The following is a 17,328-nucleotide window of genomic DNA, read 5'->3' as shown; positions in this document are numbered from 1 at the left end:
CAACAGGGGCGCGGGGAACTGCGCGAGCAACCACCCACTGCGGGTGGCCCTGCTCGCTGAGCGACTCACCACCTGGGGTGGCTTGTCGCGCAGTTCCCCGCGCCCCTAACGGGCTGCAACTACCTGCGGCAGCGAGAGCGGCGGCTTGTCGCGCTCACGCGGCGGAGCCGCATATCAGCAGAGCCCCGCGCCCCTGGAGGTGCAACTACCTGCGGGAGCGAATCTCAGTCCCGTCCGTCGCCCAGTTCGCGGAGCGGCATGGTGTAGATGCCGCGACCGTGCGTCGCCGCGTACACGTCGCCGTCCGGGCCGACGAGGATCTGGTCCACCGCGACGGCCGGGAGGCGGCCGATGGCCGCCCAGTGGGTGCGGCCCGGTGCGCGGTACATCGCGCCGAGGTCCGTGCCGAGCAGCAGGCCGCCGCCAGGCGTCAGCGCCAGGGAGTCCGCCGGGATGTCCGGCAGGTTCGCCGAGATGTCGGACCAGGTCGCGCCGGAGTCGTGGCTCTCGAAGACGTGGCCGATGCCCGCGCCGGGGCCCTCGTTCCAGTTGCGGGAGAAGCCACTGACCGTCAGGTAGACGTGGCTGCTGTCCTTCGGGTCGATCACCACGTCGCTGAGGTAGCGGTCCGGCACCCCCGCGGGAAGCGAGAGCTGCTGCCACCCGGTGCCGTCCGCGTTGCCGACGGCCACGCCCCGCTGGAAGCCCTGCGGGTTGCACGGGCCGCACCAGGCCGCGTAGACCTTGCCGCCGGAGGAGGCGACCGCCGTCGCCACGCGGCCCGCACCCAGGTCGTACGCGCTCGTCCACGCGCTGGAGGAGCGGATCGCGAAGCCCTGCGACTGCACCCAGACGTTCTCGCCGCCCGCCACCCACAGGTTCGGGTTCTGCAGGTCGGAGGTGAACGGCGCGATGAAGCGGGCGTTGGACGTCGCATTGTCCGGCGGGGCCACGTTGTACGTGGTCGGCGCCACGAGACCGCTGTTGACCGCGCAGTCCTGGGTGACGTTGATCTCCAGGTAGACGTACTCCTGGGCCTCGTTGCAGCCGTTCTTCGGGTCGACCAGCGTCATGCCGCCGTCGCCGCCGAAGTTGGAGCCCATCACCGTGTCGACGGCCTTGGAACCGTAACCCCGCAGGATCGACTGGCCGTTGTCCTGCATGCCGCCGGTGACGACGGTGCCCTTGCCGTTCGGGTCCGCGCCGACGCCCACCGAGTAGTACTGGAGTGTGTCAATCGTGCCGTCGTTGAGCGAGACCCAGTCCGTGGCGTGGCCGAGGGAGTTGGCCTGGCCGTCGAGCGGACGGCGGTAGGCGCCGCCGTCGTTGCCCGCGTAGACGTAGGTCTGGCCCTTGTAGCTGCCGATGGCCAGGGCGTGCTGGTCCGGGTGGGTGGTCTGCGGGCAGGTGCCGCTCTGCTCGCTGGGGTCGAGGCTCCAGCAGGCCAGCGGGAAGTTCCAGTACGGGCCGGGCGTGGTCCAGGTGGTGCCGCCGTCGGTGGTCTCGAAGACCTCCTCCAGGCCGGCGTAGACGTGGTCGTGGTTGTTCGGGTCCACGATCAGCGACTCGTCGTACCAGGACTGGCCGCCGACGTTGGTGAGCACCGAGCCGGAGGTCCCCAGCGAGGCCGCGCTGGCGACCTGCGTCCACGGGCCGAACGGCGAGCCGTTCTTGGAGACGTAGATGCCGCCCAAGCCGCCGCCCGCGTTGAGCGAGTTCGGGGACTGGACCAGGGCGTAGTAGCGCTGGTGGTCCGCGGAGGGCGCGAAGGTGACCGTGCCGATGTCGCCCGGGTCGGTCGGCAGCGCACCCAGGGAGGTGACCGTCTGCCAACTGCCGTTGACCTTGGTGTAGTAGCCGTTGTAGGTGTCGCCGGACCGCCAGCCCGCGGCGACGAGCACACGGCTCGGGTCGGCCGGGTCGAAGGCGATGTCGTCGACGATGTTCTTGTAGGCCGCGTTCGGGTCGTTGGCCAGCGAGTGGCCGGGCAGGTAGTCGGGGTTCGGCGCGAACTCCAGCTTCCAGGGCCCGTCCAGGTGCGTGACCGAGTGCGACCAGAGGCCCTCGGAGGTGGCGGCGTAGACGGTGTCGCCGCTGATGCGCAGCTCGTGGATGGCGGTCGACTGGAGCTCGTCGCCGCCGACCCGGTCGCGCGAGGTGAACTGGCCGTGCCGGGGGTCCGCCAACAGGTAGACGCCGGAGCCGAGGTAGGCGTCGGCGTTGGTGTTGGCCTCGCCGGTGCCGAGCCAGAGGCGGCCCCGGCTGTCCAGCGCCAGCGCGCCGGTGGCCTGCGCCGAGAGTCCGTCGCTGATCGGCGTCCAGTTGCCGCCGGCCTGCGTGGACCGCCAGACGCCGCCGCCCGCCGAGCCCGCGTAGACGTCGCCGTTGCTGTCGGCGGCCATCGCGGTCATCCGGCCGGTGACCTGGCCCATGCCGGCCGTGGAGTTGGAGTCCTGGTCGCGGTAGCGCGGGTCGTCCGAGTTGTACGGGAGCATGGTGGCCTGGCGCCACTGGCCGCCCGTACGCGGCATGTTCTGCAGAGCGGACCAGGCCGCGCCGTAGGCGCCGGGGGCGACGATGCCGGGCGCGTTGACCTCGTCGGCCGCCTGCTGGGCGCCGTTGGATATGTCGTCCGACTCGTCGTCTCCCCCGTCACCACCGCCGACCATGGCGTGCATGCCGCTGCCCTGCGGGTGGTTGTGGTGAATCGGCATGGCAATGGCCGGAGTTGCGGCCATCAGGCCGCCGACGGCGGCCAGGGTTATCAGCGTGAAACGACGACTGTTGCGGTGCGGGGTCGTCAACGAGTCCTCCCCGAGACTGTGGGTGTGCACCGGGTGATGGAGCTGTGCAGGGCCCGTCGGTTCCAGGCCGCGTGCGACTTGACCACACGGGGAGGGGTGGCAGCTAGTGCCATGGCACACGAATTTACGGAACCGTTATGGCGTCACTTCGCGCTCAGCAACGGCCCTCTCACCCTGCGTCACACAGGGGCGTCCGCGAGGCCGTAGAGCCGCACCGCGTTCTCCCGGCCGATGAGCGAGGCGATCCGGGCTGCCTCAACTGCGTTGCCAGGAACGGCCTCCGGCAGCCAGGCGGCGAGCGCGTGGCGGAAGGCAGCCGCTCCGACGCGGTGCAGCTCAGGCAAGCCGTAACCGTCGGTGGAGAACAACACCTTCCGGAACGGGGCGAGTTCGAGCGTCTCCGCCAGGACCTGACGGGCTCCGGGAGCGCCGGTGTGAGTGAGGGTCAGGCCGACGTCGCAGAAGACGTGCGGGAACGCGTGCGCCAGCCAGGCCGCCTGGCGGTGGTAGGGCCAGCAGTGCAGCAGCACCAGCGGAGTGCCGAGCGGCTCGGCCGCCCGGACGAAGTCCGTCAACAGGGAGGGGTCGGACCGGTGCAGCGTGAGGTCGGGATCCCCGAAGCCGGTGTGGAGTTGGAGCGGCAGGCCCGACTCCAGCGCCGTCCACAGCAGGTGGCGCAGCAGCACCGGATGCGTCAACCGGCCACCACCGGAGGCGAGATACTCCCCCGCCGCGCGCCGCGTCTCGGCCGGGGACGGACGCGCGGGATCGAAGTCGAGCCCATGGCGGTACGCGACAACGGACTTGAGACCGACGGCGTGCCGGGCGGCCCGGTGCAACGCGGTGCTGACGCCGTCCGCCCAGCCGTCTGCGGTCAGGCCGGGAGTCGCACGCTCGGCGATGCGCTCGATCCGGACGATCTCGTGCACGTCCGCGCCGGCCAGGCCGCCGAACTCGTCGGGCGAGAGGAGCGGGACGCCCGCCGCCTCGGTCAGTCCGGTGTCGACGAGACAGGCGTCGAAGCCCGAGCGACGCAGCATCCGCCGGGTGACCTCGGCCGCGCCCAGCTCGCGGCGGCGCTCCAGATAGTCCTCCACAGGAGCGAACGCGGGCAGGTCCAACTCCGGTGCGCACCAACGCCGTACGGCCAGGCCGAGTGAACTGTCCCAGACGGCGTGCGGATCGGCGGGCTGCCGGTCGGACTCGGTCAGCAGCGAGGCGAACGCCGTCTCGCCCAACTCGGAGGCGACGACGGAGTGGCAGTGCTGGTCCACCAGCCCACCAAAATCTGGGACCCCCTGGCCGTCGCGGTCCTGACGCTGCATCAGTAGCGCCAGCGGGTCGCCGCGATGACGTCTTCGGGCGGCCGGGCGCCGTACGCCTCCTGCTCCGCCGCGCGGACGGCCGCGACGGCCTCGAAGAGCACCTCGCCGAGCGCCTCGTGCAGCACCGTCGAGACCCGGAAGGCCGCGAGCGACTCCCCCAGGTCGGCGGGGAGTCGCGGCGGTCGGCGGTCCGGCGGCAGCAGCGCCGGGTCGCCCTGCACCGGGTCCGGCAGCTTGGCTCCGCTGTCCATCCCGGCCAGCCCCGCGGCGATCACGCCGCCGACGGCGAGGTACGGGTTGGCGGACTGGTCGAAGCACTTGACCTCGACGTTCGCCGGAGCGCCCGACTCCGCCGCGGCCTGTTCGGCCTGGCGGAGGCGCTCACTCTCCTCCAGGTCGCGCAGCAGCGCCTGCGTCGGGTCCTCGCCGTTCGTGTCGGCCGCGTCGATCGTGTCGTCCAGCAGCCCAGGGGCGGGTCGACGGGGCCTTTCCGGACGGGGCAGCAGGTGCGGCGCCTCGACGACGCGGAGAGCGGCCTCGCGGTTCTCCACGCCCCAGCAGCGGTAGACACCGGCCCAGTGCGACGGCACCAGCCGCAGGAAGCTGGCCACGCTGGGCGCGCCGAGTGCCAGCAGGGCGGGCAGTTCGTCGAGGACCCCGCCCAGGAACGAGTCGCGTGCGGCCGGGTCGGCCATCAGGTTGTGCCCGTCCTGCCAGGCGCTGAGGTGCAGATGGCCGCCGTTGCCGACCCCGCCCGCCTCGAAGGCCGGTGCGAACGAGGCCCGCAGCCCGTGCCGGGCCGAGACCCCCCGGATCGTCGTCCGGACCAGCACCGCGTCGTCGGCCGCCGCGACCGGGTCGGCGGCGGCGACGGAGACCTCGAACTGCCCTGGCGCGTACTCCGGATGGATCTGCTGCACCGTCAACCCCTGCGCCTCCAGGGCCAGCAGCACCTCGCGCAGGTAGTCGGACAGGTCCGTCAGCCGGTGCAACCCGTACGCCGGGCCGTCGGTGGGGTAGCTCGGCGGCTCACCCGGAGCCGCCTGCCGCTGGACGATCCACTCGGTCTCGAACGCGGCGCGGAAGGTGACCCCGAACTCGGCGGCCCGCGCGGCCATCGCCGCCGCGAACTGCCGCTGGCAGGCCGGATGCGGCGTCCCGTCCTGCGCGTACCGGTCCACCGGCGCGAAGGCCCAACCCGGCTGCGCGGCCAGCGCGACGGCGCGGTCGAGGTCCGGGAAGAGCCGCAGGTCGCCGTCCGGGCCGCCGATATGACGGCTCGTGGTGATCGCGTCGTCGACCAGGAAGACGTCGAAGACGGGCGACATCCCGATCCCGTGCACGGCCGCGTCGACGAGGCGGCTCAGCGGGATGCCCTTGACCCGGGCGATCCCCGCGTTGTCGACCCAGGTCAGCGCGACCGCGTCGACCCCGTCGGCGCTGAGCCGCGCGGCGGTCAACCGCGCCTGTGCCCGGGCCTCGTCCCGCTCCGCCACCTGTCGGCCTCCCGTCGTCACGCCCGCGCCGTCACCCTCGTGGTCAGGCCCCGCCGTCGTGCACGCTGAACGCGCTGCGCCGCGCGGCCCGCGCGACACCAGGATCGGGGTGCGCGGACGCCACCGCCGCCAGGACATGCCCGGCACGCGGGTGACCCACCTGCCGGGCCAGCGCGAACAGCCGTCCCGGATCGCCGTCGGCGGCGCCCTGGACGTGGCGGACCAGCATGCCGGTGTCGCCGTGCTCCAGCACCGCCGCACCCGTGTCCACCCAGAGCCAGGCGGCGTCCTGCTGGTCCAGCACGTCGGCGGGCAGCACGCCCTCGTCGCTCTGCTCGGCCAGCCACAGCAGCGCGTAGGGCCGCAGCATCGGCTCGTCGCACGCGTGCCGGACGGCGGGCTCGGCCGGGTGACCGGCGACGCGCAGCGCCTCGAAGGCCAGCCCGCGCAGCAGCGCGTCCTCGCCGCGCGCGACGTCGAGCAGGTCGGTCACGGCACGGTCGACCTGACGGGCCGCCAGCCAGGCCCGGTACTCGGCGCGCGCCGGGCCGGGGGTGTACCCGGCGCAGGCGGCGAGCAGCTCGTAGGCCGACTGCTCGATGTGCCCGGCGGCGGTCTGCGCCACCGTGCAGATCTCCTCCAGCTTCGCCCGCGTGGCCCAGTGGCCCAGCGGGGTCAGCTCGACCCGCTCCTCGGGCTCCTCCGGCTCGACGGGTCTGCGCACCAGCGCGCCGACGGCCGCGAAGCCCTCCAGCATCCACCGCAGCACCGCGGCGATCTCACCCGGCGTCGGCGGCAGCGCGGCGGTGGCACGCGCCTCCGCGTCGCGTGCGTCGGCGCGGATCGCGGAGACGGCGAGCGCGGCGTGCGGCACGGGCGAGGCGACGGTCGGGTGCAGGCCCGCGTGCCACTGCTCCTCCATGCCGCGGCGCAGCAGCTCCAGCAGCTCCGCCTCGTCGACCGGACCGGCCACCAGGTGCAGGAACGACAGCAGTTGCGGCGCGTGGTCGACAGCCTGCCCCGCGAGCTGGGTCAGCGCCCGGTCCGGCACGGAGACCAGCAGCGTCCAGGCGTCGAAGAGCGCGGCCCAGCCACGCAGGACGGCCTCGTCGTCGTGCTCCCAGGCGTGCAGCCGCCAGCCCGGTCCCGCGCCGCTGCCGCGCAGCTCGATCAGACCGGTCAGCCGCGCCCGCTCCCAGGCCGCGACGGCCTGGTCCGGCGTCAGCGCGAGCGCCTTCGCCGCGGCGTCGGCGTCACCGGGCAGGAGGTCCCCCCGGCGGTCCACGGCCGGCAACTCCCCGGCCCAGTGCGCGATGCGGACGGCGTCCGCGAGCAGGCGCCGAGCGAGGGGCGCGAGGCGCGCCGGGGCAGACTGGTAGGAGGGGGGCGTGCGGCGCACCTGACCGGCAGGCCGGGGCAGTCTCGCTACGCGGGCATCACGGTCGCGCGGATTCCGGGACGTCACGCCGTGCAGTCTTCCCCGTCGCACGGCAACTTGTCACATCCTCAGGCGTGGCGCAGGTCAGGAGTGCGGGGAGGTGCGGGAGTGGCGCACGTTTTGCCCCCACTGGGGCCGAGGTTGGGCCCTGCGGGGCTTTTGGGCCGGGTCGGCGGAGGGATGCTTTTCGCTCCCGCGGTGGGTTGCACCTCCAGGGGCGCGCGTTTTCAGCGCGAGGGGCCAGTTGCACCATCAGGGGCGCGGGGCTCTGCTGATGTGCGGCGCCGCGTGGGCGCGACAAGCCGGGCTGATGCTGCCGCATGTGGTTGCACTATCAGGGGCGCGAGGAACTGCGCGACAAGCCACCCACGCAGCTGGCAGACCGAACGAGCAGGGCCATCCGCACAGGGCGGTGTCTCGCGCCCACGCGGCGGAGCCGCACAGCAGCAGAGCCCCGCGCCCCTCGGCAAAGTGCAACTTCCCCGGCTGCAATCCGTTACAGCAGCGGCGTCAGGAACCGCCTCAGCAAATCCTCGTACCCGTGGGGATCGGCGTTCCACAACGCCTCGTGCTCGGTGCCCGGAAACTCCCGGTACAGCACGAGATCGTCCCGACGCTCCGCAAGCCTGCGGACGGGCGCGATCGGCGCCACCGTGTCGTCCGGGCTGTGAAGCAGCAGCACCGGCGCAGCCAGACCATCGCCGTCCGCGAGCCTGTCGAACGCCGTCGTGTCGACGCCGCTGCGGCCCTCCGCCGCGCGCATTCCGAGCTCCGCGAGGGGCTGTGGGACACCGCGGCGGGTGGCGCGGCGCCGCGCCGCCTCGCGCCAGTCCAGGACCGGCGAGTCCAGTACCAGGCCGCGCACGATGTCGCGCCACGCGGACCGCTCCGCCGCCTGCAGGGCCATCGTCGCGCCGATGCCCCACCCGTACAGCAGGACCCGGCTCGCGCCCGAGTCGACCGCCAGGCGGATCGCCGCCTCGACGTCGCGCCACTCCGTCTCGCCGAAGTGGCCCATGCCGTCGGGCGAGGCCGGTGCGCCCGGGTCGTTGCGGTAGCTGACCGCCAGCACCGGCATCTTGAAGCGTTCGAACACCGGCAGCAGCGGCAGCACCTGTCCCCGGTCCGCGCCGTCGCCGTGGATCGCGATCACCCACGGGTCGCGCAGGCCGGGCACGTACCAGGCCGGCATCGGGCCGAGCTCGCCGCTGACGCGGGTGTCGGAGAAGTCCAGGCCCAGCGCCTGCTTGGGGTCGCCGCGCAGCACCCACGGGGTCAGCACGACGGTCTCGCCCTCCTCCGGCAGCGCGGAGCCGCCCGGCAGGACCTGGCGGACCACCGTCTGCTCCGTGGTGGAGAGGACCGGCCCGACCACCACATGGCCGTCCGTGCCCCACTCCAGCGCCCAGCGGCCCGTCCGCTCGGTCTCCGGGGTCCGGGTCAGCTCGATCATGCCCGGCGCTACGGAGTGGACGCGCAGTCCGCCCGTCGAGGAGGGCGCCGCGCCGCTGGAGCGGACCGAGAGCTCGGAGACCACCCGTCCGGCCACCAGGGCGACCGCGCCCACGCCGACGACGGAGACGGTGGCCACTGCGGCTGCCTTGCCCCAATGCATGTCGCTACCCCTGCTCCCCGCTGCCGCCGTACCGGAACGCACTGCCGCACCGGAACCGCTGCCGCACCGGATCGTGCCGACGTTCTCTCCATCCCAGTACCCGCTGGGCGCGCCCGCCACCGGAGCGCGGCCGGACGGGGCGAGATCCGGCGCGAGCGTGTCCTCCGACGGATTGTCCGGAAACCCGGCCAGGACCTTGACACTGTGTGCATTGCCGCTGCTCCCGGCCCTGGATACCGTGCCCGAACCGGCGGAGCCCGGCACTCCGCACCGAGGCACCGGCTCCGCACCTCCTCCAGGAAGCAGGTCTCCCGTGGGCACCTCCGCCACCGCCAACGGCGGTGTCTCCTTCTGGTACTCCGCCATCGGTCTCCCCGACTCGCGACCACCGCTGGACGGCTCGACGGAGGTCGACGTCGCCGTCGTCGGCGGGGGCTACACGGGGCTCTGGACGGCCTACTACCTCAAGCAGGCGGACCCCTCGCTGCGCGTCGCCGTCCTGGAGCAGCGCTTCTGCGGCTACGGCGCGTCCGGCCGCAACGGCGGCTGGCTCTACAACGGCTTCGCCGGACGAGGCGTCTTCGCCAAGCAGTACGGCAAGCCGCGCGCCGTCGCGATGCAGCAGGCGATGAACGCGAGCGTCGACGAGGTGCTGCGCGTCTGCGACGCCGAGCGGATCGACGCCGACCAGGTCAAGGGCGGCGTCCTTGAGGTCGCCTACACCCCCGCGCAGGTCGAGCGGCTGGACGCGTTCGTCGCGGGCGAGCACGCGTACGGCGAGACCGAGGTGGAGCGGCTGACGGCCGCCGAGGCCTCGTCCCGGATCGCCGTCTCCGGTGTGCTGGGCGGCAGTTGGACCCCCCATGGCGCGCGGATCCAGCCGGCCAAGCTGGTCCGTGGCCTGGCCGAGGCGGCGGAGCGACTGGGCGTCAGGATCTACGAGGGCACGACCGTCACCGAGATCGTGCCGTCCGTCGGTGCGGCCCCCGCGCGTGCCGTCACCGACCACGGCACCGTCTCGGCCCGCTACGTGCTGCGCTGCACGGAGGGCTTCACCGCCAACCTGCGCGGCGAGAAGCGCTCCTGGCTGCCGATGAACTCCTCGATGATCGTCACCGCCCCGCTGCCCGCCTCGTTCTGGGACTCCGTCGGCTGGGCGGGCCGCGAGATGCTGGGCGACTTCGCGCACGCGTACATGTACGCCCAGCGGACGGCGGACGACCGCATCGCGCTCGGGGGACGCGGCGTCCCCTACCGCTTCGGCTCACGCACCGACAACGACGGCTCGACCGCGGCGAAGACGATCGACCAGCTGACGGAGATCCTGACCCGCTTCTTCCCCGCCGCGCGGGGTGTCGCGATCGACCACGCCTGGTCGGGCGTGCTGGGCGTCCCGCGCGACTGGTGCTCCACCGTTGCACTCGACCACGCGTCCGGCCTGGGCTGGGCCGGCGGCTACGTCGGCAGCGGCGTCACGACCACGAACCTCGCCGCGCGGACCCTGCGGGACCTGGTCCGGGGCGAGGCGACGGACCTGACGGACCTGCCTTGGGTGGACCACAAGGTGCGCCGCTGGGAGCCGGAACCGTTCCGGTGGATCGGGGTGCACGGGATGTACGCGGCGTACCACTTCGCCGACCGGCAGGAGCGGGGCGGCCGTGCGGCCACCTCTCCGGTTGCGAAGGTGGCGGATGTGATTTCGGGGCGGCACTAGAGCAGCCATCAGGGGCGCGGGGCTCTGCCCACTGGCGTGCGGATGGCCCTGTTAGTTCGGGGACACACCGGGCAGGGTGGCTTGTCGCGCCCTCGCGGCGGAGCCGCAAATCGGCGGAGCCCCGCGCCCCTGGTGGTGCATGGCCGGGCACTGCTCGAAGTGCGGATTCCGCATGGGTGGCGGACGCTGTTGGAGGGACGGATCGGGGTCCGTCCGGGCCTGCAGCATTCGACACCTTGGGGTGCCCATGTCTGTCTTCCTGTGCCTGCTTGTCGCCCCGCTGGGACTGATAGTCATCCTCGGCCTTTCCTGGTTCGAGGATCACGTCCTTCGCCCGCCCACGAGCCCCGCCGATCAGGTGGTGCAGAAGTCCGTCGAACTGCTCAAGCAGCAACGTCCGTGATCCGCGACACCGACTCGGTCGGTTGACGCTGCGTCCGGCGACATGGTGGGATCTTTACGCCAATCGGAGGCAAGTAGAGGAAGCCGGTGCGAATCCGGCGCGGTCCCGCCACTGTCACCGGGGAGCACCTGCGAACGACGGCCACGGCAGCACATCGCTGCTGGAAGGCCCGCAGGTGTGTCGATCCGGAAGCCAGGAGACTCTCGCCTTCGGATCGTCGATCCAGGGCGCGGACCCTGAGTGAGGACACGCAGCGGTGCGCAGCAGCGCGTTCGCGTACGGGGCCGTGGTGGGCTATGCCGCCGACGCCGTGTTCGGCGACCCCCGACGTGGTCATCCGGTAGCCGGTTTCGGGCGTTTCGCCGCCGCGCTGGAGCGGCGTCTCTACCGGGACGATCGCGGCTCGGGAACTCTCTTCACGCTCGCCGCCGTCGGCTCGGTCGCCGGGGGCGCGCTGGTGGCGGAGCGCACGCTGCGGCGCGCGCGCCCGGCGCAGGCGGCCTTCGCCGCCGCGTCCGTCTGGGCGGTTCTCGGCGGCGCGTCACTCGTCCGCGAGGCGCGCGTGATCGCGTCCGCGCTGGAGCGCGGGGACATCGAGGCGGCGCGCGAACGGCTGCCGCACCTGTGTGGGCGTGACCCGCGTCAGCTGGACGAGCAGGAGATCGCCCGCGCGGTCGTCGAGTCCGTCGGGGAGAACACCGCCGACGCCGTCGTGAACGCGCTGACCTGGGGCGCGCTTGCGGGCGCGCCGGGGCTGCTGGCGTTCCGGGCTGTCAACACGCTGGACGCGATGGTGGGTCACCGTTCGCCGCGGTTGCTGCGGTTCGGCTGGGCGTCGGCGCGGCTGGACGACGTGGCGGGGTGGCCGGGGGCGCGGCTGACGGCGCTGCTGACCGTCGCGGCGAGCGAGGACCGGGGGCGCGCGTGGCGCGTCTGGAGGCGCGACGCGGGCGCGCACCCGAGCCCGAACGCCGGTCACGCGGAGGCAGCATTCGCGGGCGCGTTGGGAGTGCGGCTCGGGGGCACGCTCCGCTACGGGGAGCGGGTCGAGCACCGGCCGGTGCTGGGCGCGGAGTTGCGGCCGGTCGCGGTCGCGGACGTGGAGCGCGCGTGCCGGCTGTCACGCCGGGTCGGCGCGCTGGCGCTGGCGACGACGGTGACCGTCGCCCTGCTGAGGGGGACTCGACTGATGGGGGCTGGGAAGTGAGCGGGGCACTGCTGGTCGCCGGGACGACCTCGGACGCGGGCAAAAGCGTGGTCACGGCGGGAATCTGTCGCTGGCTCAAGCGACAGGGCGTCAAGGTCGCGCCGTTCAAGGCGCAGAACATGTCGCTCAACTCCTTCGTGACGCTCGACGGCGCGGAGATCGGCCGCGCCCAGGCGATGCAGGCCACGGCGGCGGGCGTCGAGCCCGAAGCGGCGATGAACCCCGTGCTGCTCAAGCCGGGTGGGGACCAGCGCAGCCAAGTCGTGGTGCTGGGCAAGCCCGTCGCCGAGGTCGGCGCGCTGGACTACCGCGAGCGCAAGCCCGCGCTGCTGCGGATCGCCCTGGACTGCCTCGCCGACCTGCGCGACCGCTACGACGTGGTGATCTGCGAGGGCGCCGGCTCCCCCGCCGAGATCAACCTGCGGGCCGGGGACATCGCCAACATGGGGTTGGCCGTCGCCGCCGACCTGCCGGTCGTGGTGGTCGGCGACATCGACCGCGGCGGCGTCTTCGCGTCCATGTTCGGGACGCTGGCGCTGCTCTCCGCCGAGGACCAGGCGCACATCGCGGGCTGGCTGGTGAACAAGTTCCGTGGCGACGCGCGGCTGCTCCAGCCCGGGTTGGACATGCTGCACCGGGTGACGCACCGTCCGTCCCTGGGCGTGCTGCCGATGCTCTCCGGACTGTGGCTGGACGCCGAGGACTCGCTGGACCTCGCCGGTGTGATGGCGCGCGGCGACGCGGGCGCGCCGCTGGGCACGGACGTGCTGCGGGTCTCCGTGGTGCGACTGCCGCGGCTGTCGAACTTCACCGACATCGACGCGCTGGCGCAGGAGCCCGGGGTGCTGGTCCGCTGGGCCACGCGCCCGGAGGAGCTCGCCGACGCCGACCTGGTGGTGCTGCCCGGGACGCGGGCCACCGTCGCCGACCTGGCGTGGCTGCGCGAGCGCGGGCTGGACCGGGCCGTGGCCGAACGGGCGGCGCGCGGGCTGCCGGTCCTCGGCGTCTGTGGCGGGTACCAGATGCTGGCGCGGACGATCACGGACGAGGTCGAGTCGAAGGCGGGCGCGGTCGACGGGCTCGGGCTGCTGCCGGTGGACATCCGCTTCGCGGTCGAGAAGACGTTGGCACGCCCGGTGGGCGAGGCCTACGGCGAGACCGTGCACGGCTACGAGATCCACCACGGCGTCGCCACCGTCGAAGGCGGCGCCGAGCCTTGGCTGGACGGCTGCCACCACGGCGCGGTCTGGGGCACCACGTGGCACGGCGCGCTGGAGAACGACGGCTTCCGCCGCGCGTTCCTGCGCGAGGTCGCCGAGGTGAGCGGGCGCGCCTTCGTCCCCGCGCCGGACACCGGCTTTGCCGCCGCCCGCGAGGAACGGCTCGACCGGCTCGGCGATCTGATCGAGCGTCATGCCGACACCGACGCACTGTGGCGACTGATCGAGAACGGCGCACCGAGCGGACTGCCGTTCGTGCCGCCGGGTGCGCCGACATGAGCGCCGACGCGAACTCTGGCACGAACACTGGCGCCAGCACTGACGCAAGCACTGACTCTTCTGCAACCAGCACACCGAACGAGGGAGTTGACCGGGTGGACCAGGAGCACGCGAGCGAGGGCGGGACGACAACAGTCCTGCTGCTGTCGACCGCCGACACCGACCTGCTCGCCGCCCGCGCCTCCGGCGCGCGCTACCTGATCGGCAATCCGACCCGGACCGACGTCGCCACCGAACTCCCCGCGCTGCTGGCGAACGCGGACGTCGTGGTGGTCCGGCTGCTCGGCGGGCGGCGTGGGTGGGAGGACGGGCTGGCGGCCATCGCCGCGTCCGGGCTGCCGACGGTGCTGCTGGGCGGCGAGGCCGTGCCGGACGCGGAGCTGATGGGCATGTCGTCGGCTCCGGCGGGCGTGGTCGCGGAGGCGCTGCGCTACCTGGTCGAGGGCGGCACGGCCAACCTGGCCGAGCTAGCCCGCTTCCTCTCCGACACGGTGCTGCTGACCGGCGAGGGCTTCGCCCCACCGCAGGCCATGCCGCAGTTCGGCGTCCGGGGGGACGCTGAACTGCGGGACGGTCGACCCACGGTGGGCGTGCTCTTCTACCGGGCGCACGAACTCTCCGGCAACACCGCGTTCGTGGACACGCTCTGCGCGCAGATCGAGGCCAAGGGCGGCAACGCCCTTCCGGTGTACTGCGGTTCGCTGCGTGGCGCTGACGCCGGGCTCTTCGAGCTGCTGGGCCGCTGCGACGCCGTCGTCGCCACCGTGCTGGCGGCGGGTGGCACCGTGGCCGCCGACGCGTCGGCGGGCGGTGACGGGGAGGAGAGTTGGGACATCGGGCAGCTCGCCGAGCTGGACATCCCGGTGATCCAGGGTCTCTGCCTGACCACCTCCCACGCCGTCTGGGACGAGTCCGACGCGGCGCTGTCGCCGATGGACGCGGCGATGCAGGTGGCCATCCCCGAGTTCGACGGCCGGATCATCTCCGTCCCGTTCTCCTTCAAGGAGACCGGCAGCGACGGCATCCCGATCTACGTCGCGGACGAGGAGCGCGCCGGACGGGTCGCCGGGATCGCGCTGCGGCACGCGGCGCTACGCCACAAGACCAACGCCGACAAGAAGTTGGCGATCGTCTTCACCGCCTACCCGACCAAGCACTCGCGCGTCGGCAACGCGGTGGGCCTGGACACCCCCGCCTCCGCCGTGCGGCTGCTGGACTCCCTCCGGGGCGCGGGCTACACCGTCGACGGCTACCCGGCGGGCGGCGACGAGCTGATCCACACGCTGATCGCCGCCGGCGGTCACGACGTCGAGTGGCTGACCGAGGAGCAGTTGCGCGCCGCGCCCGCGCGCGTGCCGCTGAAGGACTACCAGCAGTGGTTCGACGCGCTCGACAACGAGCTCCGCGAGGGCGTGCTGGAGCACTGGGGCGAGGCCCCCGGTCAGCTCTACGTCGACGGCGACGAGATCGTGCTGGCGTCGCTGGCCTTCGGCAACGTGGTGCTGATGATCCAGCCGCCGCGCGGCTTCGGCGAGAACCCGATCGCGATCTACCACGACCCGGACATGCCGCCGTCGCACCACTACCTGGCCGCCTACCGGTGGTTGGAAAACTCCTTCGGCGCCGACGCCGTCGTCCACCTGGGCAAGCACGGGACGATGGAGTGGCTGCCCGGCAAGGGCCTCGGCCTGTCGCGCGGCTGCGCGCCCGACGCGGTGCTGGGCGAACTGCCGCTGATCTACCCGTTCATCGTCAACGACCCGGGCGAGGGCACCCAGGCCAAGCGGCGCGGCCACGCCACCATCGTCGACCACCTGGTCCCGCCGATGGCGCGCGCCGACACCTACGGCGACCTGGCCAAGCTGGAGCAGCTGCTCGACGAGTACGCGCTGGTCAGCGACTTGGACCCGGCCAAGGCACCGGCCGTGCGGGCGCAGATCTGGACGCTGGTCAAGGCCGCCGAGCTCCACCACGACCTGCATGTCGACGAGCAGCCGGACGACGCGGCGTTCGACGAGTTCGTCATGCACATCGACGGCTACCTGTGCGAGATCAAGGACGTGCAGATCCGCGACGGCCTGCACATCCTGGGCGGCGGCCCGGTGGACGAGGCGCGGGTCAACCTGGTGCTGGCGGTGCTGCGTTCGGCGCAGATCTGGGGCGGGCGCGCCGACGCCCTGCCCGGCCTGCGTGCCGCGCTGGCGTCCCACTTCGGCCTGGTGGAGCGGGACTTGCTCGCCGAGCCGGGCGCTGCCGTGCACGTCTCCGAGAAGCTGCGCGCGCTCGTCGACGGCCCGGCGCGCACCGGCGCGGACGCGCTGGACCTGCTGGAGCAGCTCTGCCGCCGGCTGGCCGAGGGCATGGAGGCGCGGGGTTGGGCCGTGGACGCCGCTCCGGGCCTGGTCCTCGAGGTGCTGGGCGGACCGCTGGACACCGCCGTCGCCGTGCTGGAGTTCGCCGCCGAGGAGGTCGTGCCCCGACTGGCGCGCACCACCGACGAGTTGGACCACATCCTGCGCGCGCTGCGCGGCGGCTACGTGCCCGCCGGGCCGTCCGGCTCGCCGACGCGCGGGCTGGTCAACGTGCTGCCGACCGGCCGGAACTTCTACTCGGTCGACCCCAAGGCCATTCCCTCCCGGCTGAGTTGGGAGGTCGGCCAGGCGCTCGCGGACTCGCTGGTGGCGCGCTACCTGGAGGACACCGGCGCCTACCCCAAGTCCGTCGGCCTGACGGTCTGGGGCACCTCCTGCATGCGCACGCAGGGCGACGACATCGCCGAGATCCTGGCGCTGCTCGGCTGCCGTCCGGTCTGGGACGACGCCTCGCGCCGGGTCACCGGCTTCGAGGTGGTGCCGCTCGCCGAGCTCGGCCGTCCGCGCATCGACGTGACCGTGCGCATCTCCGGCTTCTTCCGCGACGCCTTCCCGCACGTGGTCGGCCTGCTGGACGACGCGGTGCGGGCCGTGGCCGAGCTGGACGAGCCCGCCGAGTCCAACTACGTGCGCGCCCACGTCGACGAGGACGCGAGCGAGCACGGCGACCGGCGTCGTGCCTCGGCGCGCATCTTCGGTTCCAAGCCCGGCGCGTACGGCGCGGGCCTGCTGCCGCTGATCGACGCCCGCAACTGGCGCTCGGACGCCGACCTGGCCGAGGTCTACGCCGTCTGGGGCGGCTACGCCTACGGCCGGGGCCTGGACGGCCGGGCCGCGCGCGGGGACATGGAGCAGGCGTTCCGCCGGATCTCGGTGGCGGCCAAGAACGTCGACACCCGCGAGCACGACCTGGTCGACGCGGACGACTACTTCCAGTACCACGGCGGCATGGTGGCCATGGTCCGCCACCTGACCGGCGAGTCCCCCGCCGCCTACGTCGGCGACAGCGCCACGCCCAGCCAGGTCAAGACCCGCACGCTCGGCGAGGAGACGCACCGCGTCTTCCGCGCCCGCGTGGTCAACCCGCGCTGGATGGCGGCGATGCGCCGCCACGGCTACAAGGGCGCCTTCGAGATGGCCGCGACCGTCGACTACCTCTTCGGCTACGACGCCACGGCGGGCGTGGTCGACGACTGGATGTACGAGAAGTTGGCGGCCGAGTACGTCTTCGACCCCACCAACCAGGAGTTCATGCGCACGTCCAACCCCTGGGCGCTGCGCGGCATCACCGAGCGGCTGCTGGAGGCGGCGGACCGCAAGCTGTGGGCCGAGCCGGACCAGGAGACCCTGGACCGGCTGCGCGCCACCTACCTGGAGCTCGAAGGCGACCTGGAAGGGGACGCGGAGTGACTGTCCGTCAGGAGACCGAGGCCCGGTACCCGTTCACGGCCGTGG

Annotated in this window: 10 protein-coding genes and 1 riboswitch; of the genes, 5 read left to right on the top strand and 5 right to left on the bottom strand. The window is 73.0% G+C overall.

Features of this window, described 5'->3' with window-relative positions; translation table 11 throughout:
- Positions 1-224 precede the first annotated feature (224 nt).
- From I2501_RS25110 to I2501_RS25090, 5 genes are all read right to left on the bottom strand, one after another.
- Positions 225-2,804, bottom strand: a complete 2,580-nt coding sequence (locus I2501_RS25110; RefSeq protein WP_196196460.1) for a ligand-binding sensor domain-containing protein — start codon at positions 2,802-2,804, stop codon at positions 225-227.
- A 179-nt stretch (positions 2,805-2,983) separates the two neighbouring features.
- Positions 2,984-4,129: an amidohydrolase family protein gene (locus I2501_RS25105; RefSeq protein WP_196196459.1), complete on the bottom strand. Its 1,146-nt coding sequence runs from the start codon at positions 4,127-4,129 to the stop codon at positions 2,984-2,986.
- Positions 4,129-5,763, bottom strand: a complete 1,635-nt coding sequence (locus I2501_RS40720) for a type I glutamate--ammonia ligase (RefSeq protein ID WP_196196600.1) — start codon at positions 5,761-5,763, stop codon at positions 4,129-4,131. Before I2501_RS40720 ends, I2501_RS25105 begins: the two co-directional genes overlap by 1 nt.
- Positions 5,669-6,910, bottom strand: coding sequence for a hypothetical protein (locus tag I2501_RS25095; protein WP_328806606.1), 1,242 nt, complete (start codon positions 6,908-6,910; stop codon positions 5,669-5,671). Before I2501_RS25095 ends, I2501_RS40720 begins: the two co-directional genes overlap by 95 nt.
- Positions 6,911-7,559: 649 nt before the next feature.
- Positions 7,560-8,678 (bottom strand): alpha/beta hydrolase family protein, encoded by a 1,119-nt coding sequence (locus I2501_RS25090; protein WP_196196457.1) that lies wholly within the window; start codon positions 8,676-8,678, stop codon positions 7,560-7,562.
- 313 nt (positions 8,679-8,991) lie between these two features.
- Between I2501_RS25090 and I2501_RS25085 the strand changes: the two genes are divergently transcribed.
- From I2501_RS25085 to cobN, 5 genes are all read left to right on the top strand, one after another.
- On the top strand, positions 8,992-10,392 hold the full coding sequence (locus I2501_RS25085; RefSeq protein ID WP_196196456.1) for an NAD(P)/FAD-dependent oxidoreductase: 1,401 nt from the start codon (positions 8,992-8,994) through the stop codon (positions 10,390-10,392).
- 247 nt (positions 10,393-10,639) lie between these two features.
- The gene (locus I2501_RS25080) at positions 10,640-10,795 is read left to right on the top strand and encodes a hypothetical protein (RefSeq protein WP_196196455.1); all 156 of its coding nucleotides are present in this window, start codon (positions 10,640-10,642) and stop codon (positions 10,793-10,795) included.
- A 50-nt stretch (positions 10,796-10,845) separates the two neighbouring features.
- A riboswitch (cobalamin riboswitch) is annotated at positions 10,846-11,020 on the top strand.
- 31 nt (positions 11,021-11,051) lie between these two features.
- Complete coding sequence (locus I2501_RS25075; protein WP_196196454.1) at positions 11,052-12,002, top strand: cobalamin biosynthesis protein; 951 nt, start codon at positions 11,052-11,054, stop codon at positions 12,000-12,002.
- Positions 11,999-13,501 carry a cobyric acid synthase gene (locus I2501_RS25070; RefSeq protein WP_196196453.1) on the top strand — a complete coding sequence of 501 codons (1,503 nt, stop codon included), beginning with the start codon at positions 11,999-12,001 and terminating at the stop codon, positions 13,499-13,501. The genes I2501_RS25075 and I2501_RS25070 overlap by 4 nt, the downstream gene beginning before the upstream one ends.
- Before the next feature lie 143 nt (positions 13,502-13,644).
- A complete protein-coding gene (gene cobN / locus I2501_RS25065; RefSeq protein ID WP_236047190.1) occupies positions 13,645-17,283 on the top strand; it encodes a cobaltochelatase subunit CobN in 3,639 nt (1,212 codons plus the stop codon).
- Positions 17,284-17,328 lie beyond the last annotated feature (45 nt).

It is taken from the genome of Streptacidiphilus fuscans, assembly GCF_015690355.1.
GTDB classification, from domain to species: Bacteria; Actinomycetota; Actinomycetes; order Streptomycetales; family Streptomycetaceae; genus Streptacidiphilus; species Streptacidiphilus fuscans.
Note: the sequence above shows the minus strand (reverse complement) of the source record. Positions and strands in the feature narration are given on the sequence as shown.